This window comes from Pseudorhodoferax sp. Leaf267, from assembly GCF_001422405.1.
Classification (GTDB): Bacteria; Pseudomonadota; Gammaproteobacteria; order Burkholderiales; family Burkholderiaceae_C; genus Pseudorhodoferax.
The window spans coordinates 176,486-192,787 of record NZ_LMMV01000024.1; the positions used below are offsets into that span (position 1 = coordinate 176,486).

The window sequence follows — 16,302 nt, forward strand, 5'->3', positions numbered from 1 at the left end:
CGCATGGTGGCGGCCAGCTGTTGGGGCGTGCTGCCGACCGGGACCACGCCCAGCCCTCGAAGTGGGCCGCGTTGTCCGGGCTCTTCACGACCTGCGCGACCAGAGCGTGGCGAGGGGCAGGTGAGGGCGGTGCGGCGAACGGGAATGGGGTCTTCGTGCGTGTTCAGATCCCGATGAACTCGGCCACGTCATCCAGAGGCGCGCGTTCGGTCACCAGCGTGTCGATGGCGCCATCTCGCTTCGCATAGCCGATCGACATGCCCGTGAACAGCATGCGCTCGGCCGGCAGGTCCAGGAAGCGGCCGATGGTCTGTGGGTAGATCGCCCAGCATTCCTGCGCGCAACTGTCCAGCCCCTCGGCGCGCAGCAGCAGCATCACGCTTTGCAGCAACATGCCCAGGTCGGACCACTGCGGCGGCCCCATGCGCCGGTCGACACTGCAAAACAGCGCCAGCGGCGCGCCGAAGAACTGGTAGTTGCGGGCGAACCAGCGGCGGCGCGCGTCCTTGTCCTCGCGCGGGATGCCCAGGCGCGCGTACATCGCCTCGCCCACGGCGAAGCGGCGGTCGCGGTAGGGGGCGACGAGCTCCTTGGGGTAAATGTCGTACTCGCTGCCCTCGCCACCGGGCGCCTCCACCACGCGGTCGCGCATGGTGGCCTTGAGCGCGTCCAGCTTGTCTCCGCCCACCAGGTGCAGATGCCAGGGCTGCAGGTTGCCGCCCGAGGGCGCGCGCAGGGCGTGCGTGAGCACGCGGCGGATCACGTCGCCGGGCACCGGCGTGGCCAGGAAATCGCGCACCGAGCGGCGGGTGTCGACTGCTTCGTAGACGTTCATGCCAGTGCCGCCCGGCCGCCCGAAGGCACTGGAGCGCCCCCTTGGGGGGCAGCGATACGCGAAGCGATGAGCGTGGGGGTCATGTTTGTTCCCTGCGCGGCACGGCCACGCCCAGTTCCTGCGCGATCTCTGCACTGTGCTGCCCGGGCAGCGCCGCATGCGCCAGCTCGGGGCTGTCGTAGGCCGAGAAGCGCACCGGCGGGCGCAGCTCCAGGTATTGCCCCTCGGTCGGGTGCTGGCGCTGCCGGAACAGGCCGCTGGCCGCCAGCTGCGGGTCGTGCAGCAGGTCTTCCACCTCGTTCACGCGCATGGCCGGCACGTTGGCCTTCTCCAGGATCTGCAGCCATTCCTCGGTGCCGCGCTCGGGCAGGATGCGCGCGGCGGCCTGGTACATCAGGTGCATGTTCTTGCGCCGCAGCAGCTTGTCGGCCAGCTCGGGGCGGTCCAGCTCCTCGGGGTGGCCGGCCGCATCGAAGAAGCGCAGCCAGCGCTCGTCCATGTAGGGCGCGATCGCGATGTAGCCGTCCTTGGTGCGCATGGGCTGGCGGCTGGGGTCGATCTGGCGCGGGTAGAGCGCGGGGCCGGTGGGCGGCACGAAGGTCGCGTCGCACAGATGCTCCAGCAGGTTGAAGCTGACCAGCGACTCGAACATCGGCACCTCGACCATCTGGCCCTCGCCGGTGCGCAGCCGGTGGATCACGGCGGCCAGCACGGCGTAGGCCGCGTGCAGGCCCGAGACCTTGTCGGCCATGGTCATGGGCACGTAGCGCGGCGCGGGGTTGCCGTCCACCCTGGGCGGCAGCGAGGCCACGCCCGAGGCGGCCTGGATGATGTCGTCGTAGGCCTGCAGGCCGGCGTACGGGCCGCGCTGGTCGAAGCCGGTGCAGTGCACGTACAGGATGTCGGGCCGGATCGCCTTCACCTTGTCGTAGGACAGGCCGGCGCGCGCGATGGCCTCGCCGCGCACGTTGTGGATGAAGATGTCGGCCGTGGCCACCAGCGCGTGCATGGCGGCCAGGCCCTCGGGCGTCTTCAGGTCCCAGTCCACCGAGCGCTTGCCGCGGTTCAGCCGCAGGTGCACGGGGCTCATGCCGGGCGTGTGCGCCGGGTTGCCGATGATGCGGATGTGGTCGCCATCGGCGGGCTCCAGCTTGATCACCTCGGCGCCCAGGTCGGCCAGGATCTGCGTGCAGTAGGGCCCGAAGATCACGGTCGTCAGGTCGACGACGCGCAGGCCTTCGAGCATGCGGGGGGAAGCGGTCATGGGTCTCCTTGTCAGCGGGCAAAGCGCGATCGTGCCATCAGTCGGCGCGCGCGTACCCCTGAAGTCCGGGCCATCCTAGGGGCAACCCTAGAGCGCGCTCAATCGTCCGTTCCGACGATGTGGCGCCCAATGGCCGCTGCCTACCATGCAGCCCGATCCGCCGCGCCTGCTGCGGACAGGCGCCACCCCCAAGAAGGCAGGAGACATTCCATGACCCATGCGACCCTGCGGCCCACGCGCCGCCTCTGGACCGCCGGCCTCGCGCTGGCGATCGGCCTGGCCACCTTCGGCGCGCAGGCGCAAAAGAAGTACGACACGGGCGCCACCGACACCGAGATCAGGATCGGCCACCTCGTGCCCTACAGCGGCCCGGTGTCGGCCTACGGCACCATCGGCAAGTCCGTGGCGGCCTACTTCGCCAAGGTCAATGCCGAGGGCGGCATCAACGGCCGCAAGATCAACCTGCTCTCGCTGGACGATGCCTACACGCCCTCGCGCACGGTGGAGCAGGCGCGCAAGCTGGTCGAGCAGGACGAGGTGCTGCTGATGTTCGGCACGCTGGGCACGGCGCACAACATGGCGATCCAGCGCTACATGAACGCCAAGAAGGTGCCGCAGCTGTTCGTGGCCACGGGCGCCACGCGCTTCGGCGACCCCAAGGCCTTCCCGTGGACCATGGGCTGGCAGCCCACGTACCAGGCCGAAGGCCAGATCTACGCCCAGCACATCCTGGCCACCAAGCCGAACGCCAAGATCGGCATCCTGATGCAGAACGACGACTTCGGGAAGGACTACCTCAAGGGCTTCCTCGACGGCCTGGGCGACAAGGGCAAGGCCCTGGTCGTCTCGCAGCAGACCTACGAGGTGACCGACCCCACGGTGGACAGCCAGCTCGTGGCGCTGAAGGCCTCGGGCGCCGACGTGTTCTTCTCCATCACCACGCCCAAGTTCGCGGCCCAGGCCATCCGCAAGGTGGCCGAGATCGGCTGGAAGCCCACGCACTACCTGGCCAGCGTGTCGCAGTCGGTGACCTCGGTGTTCAAGCCGGCCGGCTTCGAGAACGCCAAGGGCGTGATCTCGGCGGCCTACCTGCGCGACCCGACCGACTACAAGGACGCCAAGGAAACGCAGGACTACCTGGCCGTGATCGCCAAGTACTACCCGGGCGGCGACCCGAACGACTCGCTCAACGTGCTGGGTTACTCCTCGGCCCAGACGCTGGAGGCCGTGCTGCGCAAGGCCGGCGACAACCTCACGCGCGAGAACATCATGAAGATCGCGGCCAACCTCTCGCTGCAACTGCCCATGCTGTACCCCGGCATCGACATCAAGACCGCGCCGGACGACTTCTACCCGATCGAGAAGATGCAGCCGCAGCAGTTCGACGGCACGCGCTACGTGCCCATGGGCCCGGTGCTGGGCCGTTGACATGACGCAGCGCAGAACCCTGGTCGCGGCCCTGGCCGTGGCGCTGGTGGCCATTCCGGCCCTGGCGCAGAAAAAGTACGACACCGGCGCCACCGACACCGAGATCAAGCTCGGCATGGCCATGCCCTACAGCGGCCCCGTGTCGTCCTACGGCATCGTGGGCAAGGTCAACGAGGCCTACTTCAGGATGGTCAACGACAAGGGCGGCATCAACGGCCGCAAGGTCACGCTGATCAGCTACGACGACCAGTACACGCCGCCGCGCACGACCGAGGTGGTGCGCAAGCTGGTCGAGCAGGACGAGGTGCTGGCCGTCTACGGCAACCTGGGCTCGGCGTCCAACGCGGCCATCATGCGCTACATGAACGCCAAGAAGGTGCCGCACCTGTTCCTGGGCGTGGGGGCAGACCGCTTCAACGACCCCAAGGGCGCGCCCTGGACCACGCCCTACATGCCCAGCTACGAGGGCGAGGGCGCGCTGTACGCCAAGAACATCCTGAAGACCGCGCCCGACGCGAAGATCGCCGTGCTCTACCAGAACGACGACTTCGGCAAGGACCTGCTCAAGGGCCTCAAGAAAGGCCTGGGCGACAAGGCCGGCATGGTGGTGGCCGAGGCTTCGTTCGAGATCGCGGACCCGACCGTGGATTCGCAGATCATCAAGCTGCAGGCCTCGGGCGCCGACGTGTTCGTGAACTTCGCCACCGCGCGCTTCGCGGCCCAGGCCATCCGCAAGGTGTGGGACATCGGCTGGCGGCCCAGGCAGCAGTACCTCACCTATGTCTCGGCCTACGTGAAGATGACGCTGGAGCCCGCCGGGCTGGACAAGAGCAAGGGCATCATGGCCATGGCCTTCTTCAAGGACGCCGTGCAGCCACGCTGGGCCGGCGACCCCGCCACGCAGGAGTTCCTGGCCTTCATGAAGAAGTACGCGCCGAATGAGGACGTGAACAACGCCGCCGCTGTCTACGGCTACGGCGTGGCCCAGGCCATGGAGCAGGTGCTCAAGTCCTCGGGCGACGACCTCACGCGTGCCAACGTGCTCAAGCAGGCCACCAACCTGAAGAACCTGTCCACCGGCATGCTGCTGCCCGGCATCGCCATGAACACCACGCCCACCGACTACTGGCCGTTCAGCGCGCTGCAGCTGGTGCAGTTCAACGGCAAGGAATTCGAGCCGATGGGCCAGTCCATCGCCGTCAAGTAAGGAAGAACCATGGCTGAAACCCTGTACGGGCTGATGCAGGACCGCCCGCTGCTCATCTCGTCATTGATCGAGCACGCGGCGCGCTTCCACCCCAAAGCCGAGATCGTCTCGCGCCTGCCCGAGGGCGGCGTGCACCGCACCGACTGGGCCGGCGTGCGCAGCGAGGCCTGCCGCGTGGCCAATGCCTTGCACAAGCTCGGCATCGAGCGCGGCCAGCGCGTGGGCACGCTGGCCTGGAACAGCTACCGCCATTTGGCGCTGTACTTCGGCGTCTCGGGCTCGGGCGCCGTGCTGCACACGGTGAACCCGCGGCTGTTCCCCGAGCAGATCGACTACATCGTGAACCACGCCGAAGACCAGGTGATGTTCTTCGACACCAGCTTCGCGCCGCTGGTGGAGAAGCTGGCCAGCAAGTTCAAGACCGTGAAGGCCTTCGTCTGCATGTGCACGCGCGAGGCCATGCCCCAGATCGACGTGCCCAACCTGCACTGCTGGGACGACCTGATCGGCGGCGCGAGCGACGCCACCACCTGGCCCGAGTTCGACGAGCGCACGGCCTCGTCGCTGTGCTACACCTCGGGCACCACGGGCAACCCCAAGGGCGTGCTGTACTCGCACCGCTCCACCATGCTGCACACGCTGATGGAGCTGGCGCCCGACACCTTCGGCGTCAGCTCGCGCGAGACCGTGATGCTGATCGTGCCCATGTTCCACGCCAACGCCTGGGGCACGCCGTATGCGGCGGCCATGGTCGGCTGCCGCCTCGTGCTGCCCGGCCCGCACCTGGACGGGCAGAGCGTCTACACGTTGATGCGCGACGAAAAGGTGACGTTCTCGCAGGGCGTGCCCACGGTCTGGCTTATGTTGTTCCAGTACCTGGACGCCCACCCCGACATCGATCCGAAGAAGCTGGGCATCAAGCGCATCGGCATCGGCGGCGCCGCCGTGCCGCGCGCCATGCTGGAGCGCTTCGAGAACCAATTCGGCGCCGAGGTCACGCAGGGCTGGGGCATGACCGAGACCAGCCCCATCGGCGTGATCAGCAAGTTGCTGCCCAAGCACGACGGCATGGACGCTGAGGAACTCGTCAAGGTCAAGCTCAAGCAGGGCCGCGGCGTCTGGGGCGTGGACCTGAAGCTCGTGAGCGACGACGGCACCGTGCAGCCCTGGGACGGGCAATCCTCAGGCCACCTGCGCGTGCGCGGCCCGTGGATCGCCAGCGGCTACTTCAAAGGCGAGGGCGGCTCGCCCATCGACGAGGAGGGGTTCTTCACCACCGGCGACGTGGCCACCATCGACACCGACGGCTTCCTGCAACTGGTGGACAGGGCCAAGGACGTCATCAAGTCCGGCGGCGAATGGATCTCGTCCATCGACGTGGAGAACGCCGCCATGAGCCACCCCGGCGTGGCCGAGGCCGCCGTGATCGGCCTGCCGCACCCCAAGTGGCAGGAGCGCCCGCTGCTGATCATCGTCAAGCGGCCCGGCGCCGAGGTGGACCGGCAAAGCGTGCTCGACCACCTGGAGCAGCGCATCGTGAAGTGGTGGCTGCCGGATGACGTGGCCTTCGTGGACAGCCTGCCCCATACGGCGACGGGCAAACTGCTGAAGACGCAGTTGCGGCAGCAGTTCAAGGATTACAAGTTGGCGGATTGAGCCCCTGCGCCGCGCCAGCTCAGGTTTGCTGCGCTGACGTCAGGGCGCCGGCCGGATCGCAGCGCCGTGGGCCGAGTCCATTCACTCCGCCGTCGCCACCACTTCCAGCCGCGCATCCACCACGCCACGGGCCGTGATGCCCAGCTCCCGCGCCGCCGCCAGCGACACGTCGCCCACGCGCCATGGCGACCAGGGCCCGCGGTCGTTCACGCGCACGACCACGCTGCGCTGGTTGCGCGGGTTGGTCACGCGCACCAGCGTGCCGAAGGGCAGCGTCTTGTGTGCCATCGTGAGCGCCTGCGGGTCGAAGGGCTCGCCGCTGGCCGTCTTTCGGCCGGCGAGCTTGTGGCTGTAGTAGCTGAGCCGGCCGTGCTGGACATGGGGCGTCGCCGATGGGGCGGCGGCCGGCTCCTCGGCCCGAGCGGGCAGCGCCCACGCGAAGAGGAGCAGGAACACGGTGGCGATGGCAGCGAGACGCATCGGCATGCGAGACAGCGGTCTCAACAGAGCCCTCAGCGCACGCTGAACGGCGACTGGTAGGGCCGCCCGAACACCACGCCGGCCACGATGGTGCCGGCCGGCTTCAGGTGCATCTGGCCCTGGCGCTTGTTGCCCATGGTGTCGACGAACTCCACCGGCCCCTCGACCACATCGAGCAGCGACAGATCGGCTGGCGCGCCGAGCTGCAGCGTGCCGTGCCGGGGAATGCGGCCGATGATGCGGGCCGGCGCCACGGTGGACATGGCCACGACCTCGGGCAGCGCGAAGCCCAGGCCGATCATCTTGCTCATGACCCAGGGCATGAAGGGCATGCCCGGCGTATTGCCCGAGAAGGCGTGGATGTCCGACGAGATCGTGTCCGGCGGGCAGCCCTGGGCGATGGCGGCTTCGGCGATGCGGTAGTCGAAGCTGCCGCCGCCATGGCCCACATCGAACACCACGCCGCGCTGCTTGGCAGCCAGTGCCGCGGGCAGCAGCTTGCCGTCCTGCACGATGTTCGTGCCTTCGCCTGCCGCGTTGAGTGCGCCGGAATAGCAGTGCGTGAGCACGTCGCCGGGGCGCAGCAGGTCCAGGATCTGCGACATCAGCGCCTTCTCGGACACCCCGCCGATGTGCACCATGAGCCTGGCCGGCACGCCGGCCATCTCGCAGGCTGCGATGGCGCGCCGGAGCGGCTCCAGCCCATGGCGCGCGATCACGTTCTCGCTCATGCGCACCTTCACGCCCAGCACGATGTCGGCGTTCTCGGCGATCACGCGGGCCGCAGCTTCGGGCCGGGCGTAGTCGATGTTGAACAGCTCGGGCACCGGAAAGCCGGCCAGGCCCACGATGCCGATGTGCACGAAAGCGAATTGCCGTGTGCGCGAGCCCGGCACGACGAAGCGGCGGAAAGCGGCGAAGTTGTTGGCGCCCGCGTCGCCGGCCGAGACCACGGTGGTGGTGCTTTGCAGCGCCACGAGTTCGTCGGCCGGGATGCCGATGGCCGAGCCGTAGGGGTAGCTGTGCGCATGCAGGTCGATCAGGCCGGGCGTGACCAGCTTGCCGCCGGCGTCCAGCACGCGCTGCGCGCGTTCGGGGGCGATGCTGGGCTCCACGGCGGCCACCAGCCCGTGGCGGATGCCGATGTCGCGCGCGCCCGCCAGCTTCTGGCTCGGGTCCAGCAGGTTGGCGTTGCGCACCAGCAGGTCGAACTTGTCGTTCGGCCCCATGGCGGCGAGGGCGGTGGCGGGCAGCGTGGCGGCGGCCACGGAAGAAGCCAGAAGATGGCGGCGCGTCAGCATGGCGGTGTCTCCTCGTTGTTCGCACAGGGGCGGTGCCCGCGGCGTGCCGCCTGGGGGCAGCTGCGCGAGTTTAGGGGACGGCCGGGCCCGCAGCCTGGCCAGGCAGGCTGCCGAGCTCTCGGGCAGGTGGCGTGTCTGCCTTGATGCGGCGACGCTCGCGGCGGGTCAGCACAGGCAGCGGATCGAAGCTCGCCCAGGCGGGCGAAGCGGCCAGCAGGCTGGCCACCAGCGCGCTGCCGCGGCTGGCCCAGAATGCCGCGCCCAGCGTGATCGCCACGCCGCCGATCAGCACGGCGTCGAGTTGCACGGCCGTACCCGATCCGCTGCCGCTGTGGGTGAGCGGCTCGCCTGCCGTGATCTTCGCGCCTGCAGCGCTGCCGCCACCGATGGCCTGCGCAGGGCCGCTGGGGTTGGACAAGAGGCGCAGCATCAACGTCAACGTGTCGTCCGGCCGCGCCTGGTGCAGCCGGCTGCTGTGCACGCTGGCCCAGTCCATGCGCTGCACGCCCGAGGCGCGCAGCACGGCATCGAAGACGGAGCCGGCCGCCACCGCCGGCGCCGGCACGGTGCCCGGGGCGCCGTCCTGGCCGGCACGTGTGCCGGTGCCGTCCGCACCACCGGGCTCGGCCAGCCTGGTCGATGCACCACCCGCGCCCAGCAGGGGCGGCGGGCGCACGGCCTGCAGCGGGCTGCCCGGCCCGGCCACCACAGGTGCCACCGGCGCCAGCACGATGGCATCGGGCGGCACGCCCGGCCCAAGCGGGTCGCCGGGGAGCTCGATGTCCAGGGGCTGCACCTGCACATAGACCATGTGGGTTGCGGACAGCGTTCCGTTGCTGGCGCGCACCAGCACCTCGTAGCGGTTGTCGCGCCCGGCGTCGCGCGGCAGGTCGTAGCGCGGCGGGGCCGCGAAGCGCAACGCGCCCGTGGCCGCGTCGATCTCGAAGTGCGCGGCATCGTCACCACCGGCGATGCTGTACGTCAGTGCGCGGTCCATCGGGTCGGTGGCGGCTACCGTCTTCACCTGCATCTGTTCGTGCGGCACGCCCACGGTGCTGCTGTCGGCCGGGAACACCGGGGGCAGATCGGCAGGCAGCGGGCGCTGGGCCACGGCGACGTCGAGGGCCATCGTGCTGGTCGAGCCATCGGCGCTCATGGCCTGGATGGTGATGCCGTGGCGGGCGGCCACGCCGCCGTCCAGCAGCCTGCCATTGGCCACCGTCACCACGCCGCTGGCGGCATCGATGGCAAAGCGCCCGCCCGCATCGTTCAGCAGCGCATAACGCACCGTGTTGGTTGTGCCGTCCGCATCGACCGCCTGCGCCGTGATGCCCACCGGCGTGCCAGTGGCGGCGCCCTCGGGCACCGTGTCCGCTGCCGGGTCTGCATCGGTGAGCGGCCCGAGCGCGTGCTCGTTCGAGTCGGCCAGCGCGATGGTGAAGCCCGCCGTGGAGAACGAGCCGTCGGCCGAGTCGGCGCGCACGGTGATCTGGTGGCTGGGGGCATCCTCGAAGTCCAGCCGGCTGCCGTCGGCCACCGTCACCTCGCCGGTCACCGGGTCGATGGTGAAGCGGCCACCGGCATCGTCGGTCAGCGTGTAGCGCACGGTGCTGTTGGTGCCGTCGGGGTCGACCGCATGCGCCGTGATGCCCACGGGCGTGCCGTTGCGTGGGTTCTCCGGCAGGGCCGGGGGAGGGGGCTGCAGGTTCGTCACCTCGCCGACCCCGTCCTCGTTGACGTCGGAGAGCGTGATGGTGAAGTCCAGCGTCGTCGACGAGCCGTCCTCGCTGGTGGCGCGTACCGTGATGCCGTGGGCCGGCGCCCCTGCCTCGAAGTCCAGCAGCCTGCCATTGGCCACCGTCACCACGCCGCTTGCGGCATCGATGGCGAAGCGCCCGCCCGCATCGTCCAACAGCGCATAACGCACTGTGTTGGTTGTGCCGTCTGCATCGACCGCCCAAGCCGTGATGCCGACCGTCGTGCCGGTGGCGGCGCCCTCGGGCAGGGTCTGCCCCTGCGTCGGCGTGCCCAGGATGGCGGGCGCGCCCGTGGGCGTGTCGTTGACGTTGGCCACCCGGCCGACGGCCACGCTGGTCAGGCTCTCCGGCGTGCCGTGGCCGTCGGTGTAGCGCGCGCGCACGCTGATCAGCGCGCCGACGTCCGCATCGCCCAGCGTGTACGCGTCGTCGGTGGCCCCGGCGATGGCCACGTTGTCGCGCAGCCACTGGTAGGAGAAGGTGCCCAGGCCGTCGGCATCGGCGATGGCGGCAACATTGGCAACGAGGGTCTCTCCCTCCCGGGGAGTGCCGGCGACCACCGGCGCGCCGGTCGGCGCATCGTTGACGTTGGCCACCGGCCCCACCGCCGCGCTGGGCAGCGACTCGGCCGTGCCGAACCCGTCCCGCCAGGACACGCGCACGCTGACCGGCTGCCCTACATCCGCATCGACCAGTTGGTAGCTGGTGCCGGTGGCCCCGTCGATGTCCGTGCCGCCGCGCACCCACTGGTAGGAGAGGGTGCCCAGCCCGTCCGCGTCGCCGATGGCGGTGGTGTTCACCGTCAGCGTCTGGTCCTCGGTGGGCGTGCCGGTGATGGTCGGCAAGCCGGTGGGCGCATCGTTCACATTGGCCACCGGGCCCACCGCGGGGCTGACCAGCGCCTCCTGGGTGCCACCACCGTCCGTCCAGGACACGCGCACGCGGATGTTGCGCGCCACGTCGGCCTGGCCCAGCGTGTAGCTCGCGCCGGTGGCCCCGGCAATGGCGTCGTTGTCGCGCAGCCACTGGAAGCTGAACGGGCCCAGTCCGTCGCCGTCGGCGATGGTGCCGGTGCCCGCGCTCAGCGTCTGGCCCTGCACCGCGCTGCCGGTGACCACCGGGCCGCCGGTGGGCGCCTCGGGCAGGTTGGTCACCGTGATCTGCAGCGCCTGGCTGTCGGTGCGGGTGCCATCGCTGGCCAGCACCGTCACCTCGTAGACGTTGTTGCGGTCATCCGTGTCGTTGAAGCCGAAGTTGGCTGCCGTGAGCACATAGGCCGTGTCTTCCGTTGCGGACACGGTGCTGTTCGTGCCGCTGGGCGGGTCGTTGACGGCGGTGACGTCGATGGTCAGGGTATTGGGCGTGGAATCGGTGTCGGCCCCGCTGTTGGCAGTGCCGCCGTTGTCCTGCACCAGGAAGTTGAAGCTGGCGTAGCCCGTGCCGCTGGCGTTGTCCGCGGGCTTGAAGCGCAGCAGCCCGGCGTTGATGTCCGCCACGCCGATGGTCTGGTTCGCCGTCACGGCCGTGCCATTGAGCGTGAGGCTGCCGGCCAGGGGTACCGCAGTGATCGTCACGGCCCGCAGACCGTGGCCTTCCACATCGGTGAAGGCGAAGTCGGCCACCTTGAACTCGTACGTCTTGTCCTCGTCCGTGGTGACCGTGGTGTTGACGCCGCTGGGCGCATCGTTGACCTGGGTGACCGTGATGGCCACGGTGTCCTCGTCCACGCGCGACGCCGCATCGGTGGAGCGCATGGTCAGCGTGTCCGCGCCGCTGAAGTTCAGGGCGCCCTGGTAGCGCAGCGTGCCCAGCACGGTGCGCACCGCACTCAGGCTGCCGCTGAGCGTGAGGCTGGCGCTGGCGTTGGCGCCGGCCGAGATGGTGACGCCACCGCTCAGCGTCACGTTCAGCCGGCCGTTGAGCACCGACAGGCGGGTGGTGATGGTGGTCACCGAGGAGTCGCTGTGCGCCACCGACAGGCCGGTGAAGTCCGAAGGTGTGTCTTCGAAGAAGGTCTTTGCACCGGGCACCGTGTTCTGCGGTACCGGAGGCTGCGCTGTCACCGCTGCGGAGAACTCCGAGGTGTTGGTGAAGGCGGTGTAGCCGCTGTTGCTCTGCGTGGCGGTGGCCGTTACCACGTAGCCGACAGGCACGGCAGCGTTGATCGTGCGCGAGAAACTGAGCCGACCCGATCCATCGGCCCGCATGCCGAAGGCGTCCAGGTACGTTTGGCCTTCGCCGTTGCCGCTGGCATCGGCGGTCGGAGAGACGAATAGCTCGATCCAGTAATAGCCCAGGCTCTCGCTGTCCAACGTGCCCGCCACTTCCACGCTGTTGGGACCCGTGACGAGAGCCCGCGTCAGCTCCGGGAAGTTCTGCAGGTTGTTGGCGCCGCTGTCCCCATCCGGCGCCGCGTCGTTCAGGGTCACCCCGATGGCGCCGAGGTCGATGCCCAGGCCGCCGTTGGAGTGGATGCTGTTGCCCAGCACCGTGTTGCCGGTGCCCGAAAGGATGGCGACGCCCGCGCCGCTTTGGCCGGCGATCACATTGGCCTCGCCCGCGCCCCTTCCGCCGATCTGGTTGTTCTGGCTTTCCACCACGACGCCCGTGACGTTGCCCGGCCCGGCGCCGAACGTGCCATCGGTGCCCACGCGTCCGATGTAGTCCGTCCACGCGATCGCAAAACGTCCGTCATCGTGCATGCCCACTCTGACTTCGTTCTGGTCCCCCGCAGTCGTCGTATTGACGAGAACTTCGTCACCCAGAGCAGAGCCTGCCGCATTGAAGCGGCGCATGAAGACACCGTTGCTGTCGCCCGGGCCGTTGCCGACCCAGACGACGACGAAGTTGCCTTGGGCATCCATCGCGATGTCGGCGCGCCGTTGCTGGCCGGCCGTCACGGTGTTGACCACGGTCTCGCTGCCGAGCTTGACGCCAGCAGCGTCGAAGCGCTGCATCAGGATGTCGTCGCTGTTAGGGGCCGGCTCCTTGGCCCAGGTGAGGTGGCTGCAAAGGCCCAGCGCGGCCATGCACAGCAGCAGGCGCCGATCGAGTTTCATGCTTGTCTCCAGCAGTCAGGGTGGCGCCGAGCGTATGCAGCCCACCCTGCGAAATCCAATCAGCATTTCTGATGCGCCGGATCAGAACGCAGGCGTGCGCGCGCAGGCTCCTGCCGAGCGGCTGGCGTTGATGTGCCGCATCACAAAGTCTGATTGGACGCTCGTCGTACCCCTCGAAGAACATGCGCCGGCCGATCCATCGCACCGGAGACCTCATGACCTTCCCCTCGCCTCTTCGCCCCGCCGCCGTCCTGGCCGCTGCACTGCTCGCCACGCTGGCGCAAGCCGGCACCGTCTCGGTCGTGACCTCGTTCCCCAAGGAACTCACGCAGGCTTACAAGACCGCGTTCGAGAAGGCCAACCCCGACATCAAGCTCGAAATCCTGAACAAGAGCACGACCGCCGGCGTGGCCTATGTGCGCGAACTCAGCGCCGGCCAGCGGCCCGAGATCTTCTGGGCCTCGGCGCCCGACGCCTTCGAAGTGCTGGGCAAGGCCAGGCTGCTGGAACGCATCGCCGACCTGGCCAACCCGGCCGCGCCCAAGGACATCGCCGGCTACCCGATCAACGACCCCGACGGCCTGTACCTGGGCCAGGCCCTGGGCGGCTACGGCCTGATGTGGAACACGCGCTACCTGGCGGCCAAGAAGCTGCCGGCCCCGGCCGAATGGGCCGACCTGACCAAACCCGTCTACCACAGCCATGTGGCGCTGAGCTCGCCCTCGCGCTCGGGCACCACCCACTTGACGGTCGAGGCCATCCTGCAGGGCGAGGGCTGGGACAAGGGCTGGCGCCAGCTGATGCAGATCGCGGGCAATTCGTCGGCCATCACCGAGCGCAGCTTCGGCGTGCCGGACGGCGTGAACAACGGGCAGTTCGGCATCGGCCTGGTGATCGACTTCTTCGGCCTGTCGGGCAAGTTCTCGGGCTTCCCGGTGGAGTTCGCCTATCCCTCGGTCACGGCCGTGGTGCCGGCCAACATCGCGCTGGTGGCCGGCGGCAAGAACCCGGGCGAGGCCAGGCGCTTCATCAGCTTCGCGCTGTCCAGGGAGGGCCAGGAGCTGCTGACACTGCCGCAGCTGGCGCGCCTGCCGGTGCTGCCGCCGGACCAGATGAAGATGCCGGCCGGCTACCCCAATGCCTTCGAGGTCGCCAAGCGCGCCAAGGTCAAGTTCGACGCCGACCTGTCGGCCGCGCGCTACTACCTGGTGACGGCCCTGTTCGACCAGGCCATCACCTTCCGCCACAAGGAACTGCAGGCCGCCTCGGCGGCCATCCACCAGGCCGATGCGGCGCTGGCGGCCCGGCCCAACGCCGACGGCGCGGCGCGGCTGCAGCGCGCGCGCGAGCTGGCCTTCACGCCGCCGGTCAGCGAGGCCATGGCCAAGGACGCGACGTTCCTGAACCTGTTCACCTCCAACAAGAAGAACGCCGACACCAACAAGGAAGTCACGGCCACCGAAAGCAGCTGGAACACCAAGGCGCTGGAGAACTACCGCCAGGCCAAACAGCTGGCCGACGAAGCCCGCGCGCTGGCCAAATGAGGATCAAGCGATGAACCGTCTGTTCGCATCGGCCCGGCCCGGCGCCTGGCTGGCGGCCGGCCTGGTGCTGGCCTTCCTGCTGCTGTTCCTGGTGCTGCCCGTGGCCTGGGTGTTCTTCTCTGCCTTCGTCAACGCCGACGGCAGCCTGACGCTGGGCCACTTCGCGGCCTTCTTCCACCAGCCGCTGATGACCGAGGCCTTCACCAACAGCCTGTACGTGGCGACGATGGCCACCATCGCCGCGGCGCTGATCGCCGTGCCGCTGGCCTACTTCACGGTGCGCTTCGAGTTCCGCGGCGCGCTGTTGATCCAGACGCTGGGCGTGCTGCCGCTGATCATGCCGCCCTTCGTCGGCGCGGTGGCCATGCAGCTGATCTTCGGCCGCTCGGGCACCGTGAACCTGCTGCTGGAGCAGCACCTGGGCTTCACCGTGCCCATCATGGAGGGGCTCAACGGCGTGATCTTCGTCGAGGCGCTGCACTACTTCCCGTTCATCCTGATGAACCTGACGCTGGCGCTGCGCAACATCGACGGCGCCATGGAAGAGGCGGCGCTGAACCTGGGCTGCCGCGGCTGGCGGCTGTTCCGCCGCGTGATCTTCCCGCTGGCCATGCCGGGCTTCGTGGCCGGCGCCTCGCTGGTGTTCGTGAAGGTGTTCGACGACCTGGGCACGCCGCTGGTGCTGGGCACCACCAACATGCTGGCGCCGCAGGCCTACCTGCGCATCACGCAGGTCGGCATCGACGACCCGCTGGGCTACGTGACCAGCGTGCTGATGATCGTGTTCTCGATCGCGGCCATGGCCTTGTCGGCGCGCGTGCTCAAGGGCAAGGACTACGCCACCACGCAAAAGGGCGGCGGCGCCATCCAGCGCCGCAGGCTCACGCCCATCGGCTCGCTGGCGGCCTATGCCTGGATCGGCTTCATCCTGCTCTTGACGCTGTCGCCGCACATCGGCGTGCTGCTGCTGTCGTTCGCCAAGGTCTGGAGCTTCGCGCCGCTGCCCGACGCCTACACGCTGGCCCACTACGCGACCGTGTTCCAGGATGCCGGCGGCATGGTCGGCAACACGCTGCTGTACTGCGGCATCGCGGCCGGCATCGACGTGCTGCTGGGCACCACCATCGCCTACCTGATCATGCGCACCCGGCTGCCCGCCCGCCAGTGGCTGGACTGGATCGCCACCGCCGCGCTGGCCGTGCCGGGCCTGGTGCTGGCCATCGGCTACCTGCGCTTCTTCAGGGGCGTGGTGGTGCCGGGCACCGACGTGATGGTCACCAGCACTTGGTTCATCATCATGATCGCCTACGCGGTGCGGCGCCTGCCGTATGCGCTGCGGTCCTGCGTGGCGGCGCTGCAGCAGGTGCACATCTCGCTGGAGGAGGCCGCCGAGAGCCTGGGCGCGACCAAGATGCGCACCATCCAGCGCGTGGTGGTGCCGCTGATGGCCGGCGGCATCCTGGCGGGCTTCGTCACCAGCTTCATCACGGCGGCGGTGGAGCTGTCGGCCACCATCCTCCTGACTTCCTCGCAGTCGCAGGCGCCGATGAGCTACGGCATCTACCTGTACATGCAGAGCATCGCCGGCCGCGGCCCCGGCGCCGCGCTGGGCGTGCTGGCCATCGCCGTGGTGGCGCTGGGCACCTACGCCTCGCACGTGATCGTCGAGCGCACCGGCAGCCGGCTGCAGCAGCGGCCGGTGGACGAAGAGCTGCCAGCCTTGCCCATCGCTGCCGCGCCAGCGCGTACCTGACCATCCCACCGGAGATCC

The 16,302-nt window shown here is 69.1% G+C and carries 10 protein-coding genes; 5 read left to right on the top strand and 5 right to left on the bottom strand.

Annotation, left to right across the window (positions count from 1 at the left end; genetic code table 11):
- Positions 1-163: 163 nt before the first annotated feature.
- Together ASF43_RS24430 and ASF43_RS24435 are read right to left on the bottom strand one after the other, a co-directional pair.
- Complete coding sequence (locus tag ASF43_RS24430) at positions 164-835, bottom strand: nitroreductase (RefSeq protein ID WP_056187071.1); 672 nt, start codon at positions 833-835, stop codon at positions 164-166.
- 79 nt (positions 836-914) lie between these two features.
- Positions 915-2,099 carry a CaiB/BaiF CoA-transferase family protein gene (locus ASF43_RS24435; RefSeq protein WP_056187074.1) on the bottom strand — a complete coding sequence of 395 codons (1,185 nt, stop codon included), beginning with the start codon at positions 2,097-2,099 and terminating at the stop codon, positions 915-917.
- A gap of 210 nt (positions 2,100-2,309) precedes the next feature.
- Here ASF43_RS24435 and ASF43_RS24440 point away from each other — a divergent pair, with 210 nt between their 5' ends.
- From ASF43_RS24440 to ASF43_RS24450, 3 genes are read left to right on the top strand one after another with little or no spacing between them, the layout of a single operon-like run.
- On the top strand, positions 2,310-3,527 hold the full coding sequence (locus ASF43_RS24440) for an ABC transporter substrate-binding protein (RefSeq protein ID WP_082498144.1): 1,218 nt from the start codon (positions 2,310-2,312) through the stop codon (positions 3,525-3,527).
- A 1-nt stretch (position 3,528) separates the two neighbouring features.
- Positions 3,529-4,734, top strand: coding sequence for an ABC transporter substrate-binding protein (locus ASF43_RS24445; protein WP_056187077.1), 1,206 nt, complete (start codon positions 3,529-3,531; stop codon positions 4,732-4,734).
- A gap of 9 nt (positions 4,735-4,743) precedes the next feature.
- Positions 4,744-6,390: a long-chain-fatty-acid--CoA ligase gene (locus ASF43_RS24450; protein ID WP_056187081.1), complete on the top strand. Its 1,647-nt coding sequence runs from the start codon at positions 4,744-4,746 to the stop codon at positions 6,388-6,390.
- A gap of 81 nt (positions 6,391-6,471) precedes the next feature.
- Here ASF43_RS24450 and ASF43_RS24455 read toward each other — a convergent pair whose 3' ends face one another.
- The 3 genes from ASF43_RS24455 to ASF43_RS24465 form a co-directional block, all read right to left on the bottom strand.
- Positions 6,472-6,876, bottom strand: a complete 405-nt coding sequence (locus ASF43_RS24455) for a septal ring lytic transglycosylase RlpA family protein (RefSeq protein ID WP_082498145.1) — start codon at positions 6,874-6,876, stop codon at positions 6,472-6,474.
- Between the two features lie 26 nt (positions 6,877-6,902).
- On the bottom strand, positions 6,903-8,171 hold the full coding sequence (locus tag ASF43_RS24460; RefSeq protein ID WP_056187087.1) for an amidohydrolase/deacetylase family metallohydrolase: 1,269 nt from the start codon (positions 8,169-8,171) through the stop codon (positions 6,903-6,905).
- 70 nt (positions 8,172-8,241) lie between these two features.
- Positions 8,242-12,987 carry a cadherin domain-containing protein gene (locus tag ASF43_RS24465; protein WP_056187090.1) on the bottom strand — a complete coding sequence of 1,582 codons (4,746 nt, stop codon included), beginning with the start codon at positions 12,985-12,987 and terminating at the stop codon, positions 8,242-8,244.
- 215 nt (positions 12,988-13,202) lie between these two features.
- Here ASF43_RS24465 and ASF43_RS24470 point away from each other — a divergent pair, with 215 nt between their 5' ends.
- Complete coding sequence (locus ASF43_RS24470) at positions 13,203-14,531, top strand: ABC transporter substrate-binding protein (protein ID WP_056187092.1); 1,329 nt, start codon at positions 13,203-13,205, stop codon at positions 14,529-14,531.
- 10 nt (positions 14,532-14,541) lie between these two features.
- Complete coding sequence (locus ASF43_RS24475; protein ID WP_056187095.1) at positions 14,542-16,284, top strand: iron ABC transporter permease; 1,743 nt, start codon at positions 14,542-14,544, stop codon at positions 16,282-16,284.
- Positions 16,285-16,302: the final 18 nt, after the last annotated feature.

Coding starts and splice junctions, on each gene's coding strand:
- ASF43_RS24430 (WP_056187071.1), bottom strand. CDS start 835: ATGAACGTCTACGAAGCAGTCGACACCCGCCGCTCGGTGCGCGATTTC.
- ASF43_RS24435 (WP_056187074.1), bottom strand. CDS start 2,099: ATGACCGCTTCCCCCCGCATGCTCGAAGGCCTGCGCGTCGTCGACCTG.
- ASF43_RS24440 (WP_082498144.1), top strand. CDS start 2,310: ATGACCCATGCGACCCTGCGGCCCACGCGCCGCCTCTGGACCGCCGGC.
- ASF43_RS24445 (WP_056187077.1), top strand. CDS start 3,529: ATGACGCAGCGCAGAACCCTGGTCGCGGCCCTGGCCGTGGCGCTGGTG.
- ASF43_RS24450 (WP_056187081.1), top strand. CDS start 4,744: ATGGCTGAAACCCTGTACGGGCTGATGCAGGACCGCCCGCTGCTCATC.
- ASF43_RS24455 (WP_082498145.1), bottom strand. CDS start 6,876: ATGCCGATGCGTCTCGCTGCCATCGCCACCGTGTTCCTGCTCCTCTTC.
- ASF43_RS24460 (WP_056187087.1), bottom strand. CDS start 8,171: ATGCTGACGCGCCGCCATCTTCTGGCTTCTTCCGTGGCCGCCGCCACG.
- ASF43_RS24465 (WP_056187090.1), bottom strand. CDS start 12,987: ATGAAACTCGATCGGCGCCTGCTGCTGTGCATGGCCGCGCTGGGCCTT.
- ASF43_RS24470 (WP_056187092.1), top strand. CDS start 13,203: ATGACCTTCCCCTCGCCTCTTCGCCCCGCCGCCGTCCTGGCCGCTGCA.
- ASF43_RS24475 (WP_056187095.1), top strand. CDS start 14,542: ATGAACCGTCTGTTCGCATCGGCCCGGCCCGGCGCCTGGCTGGCGGCC.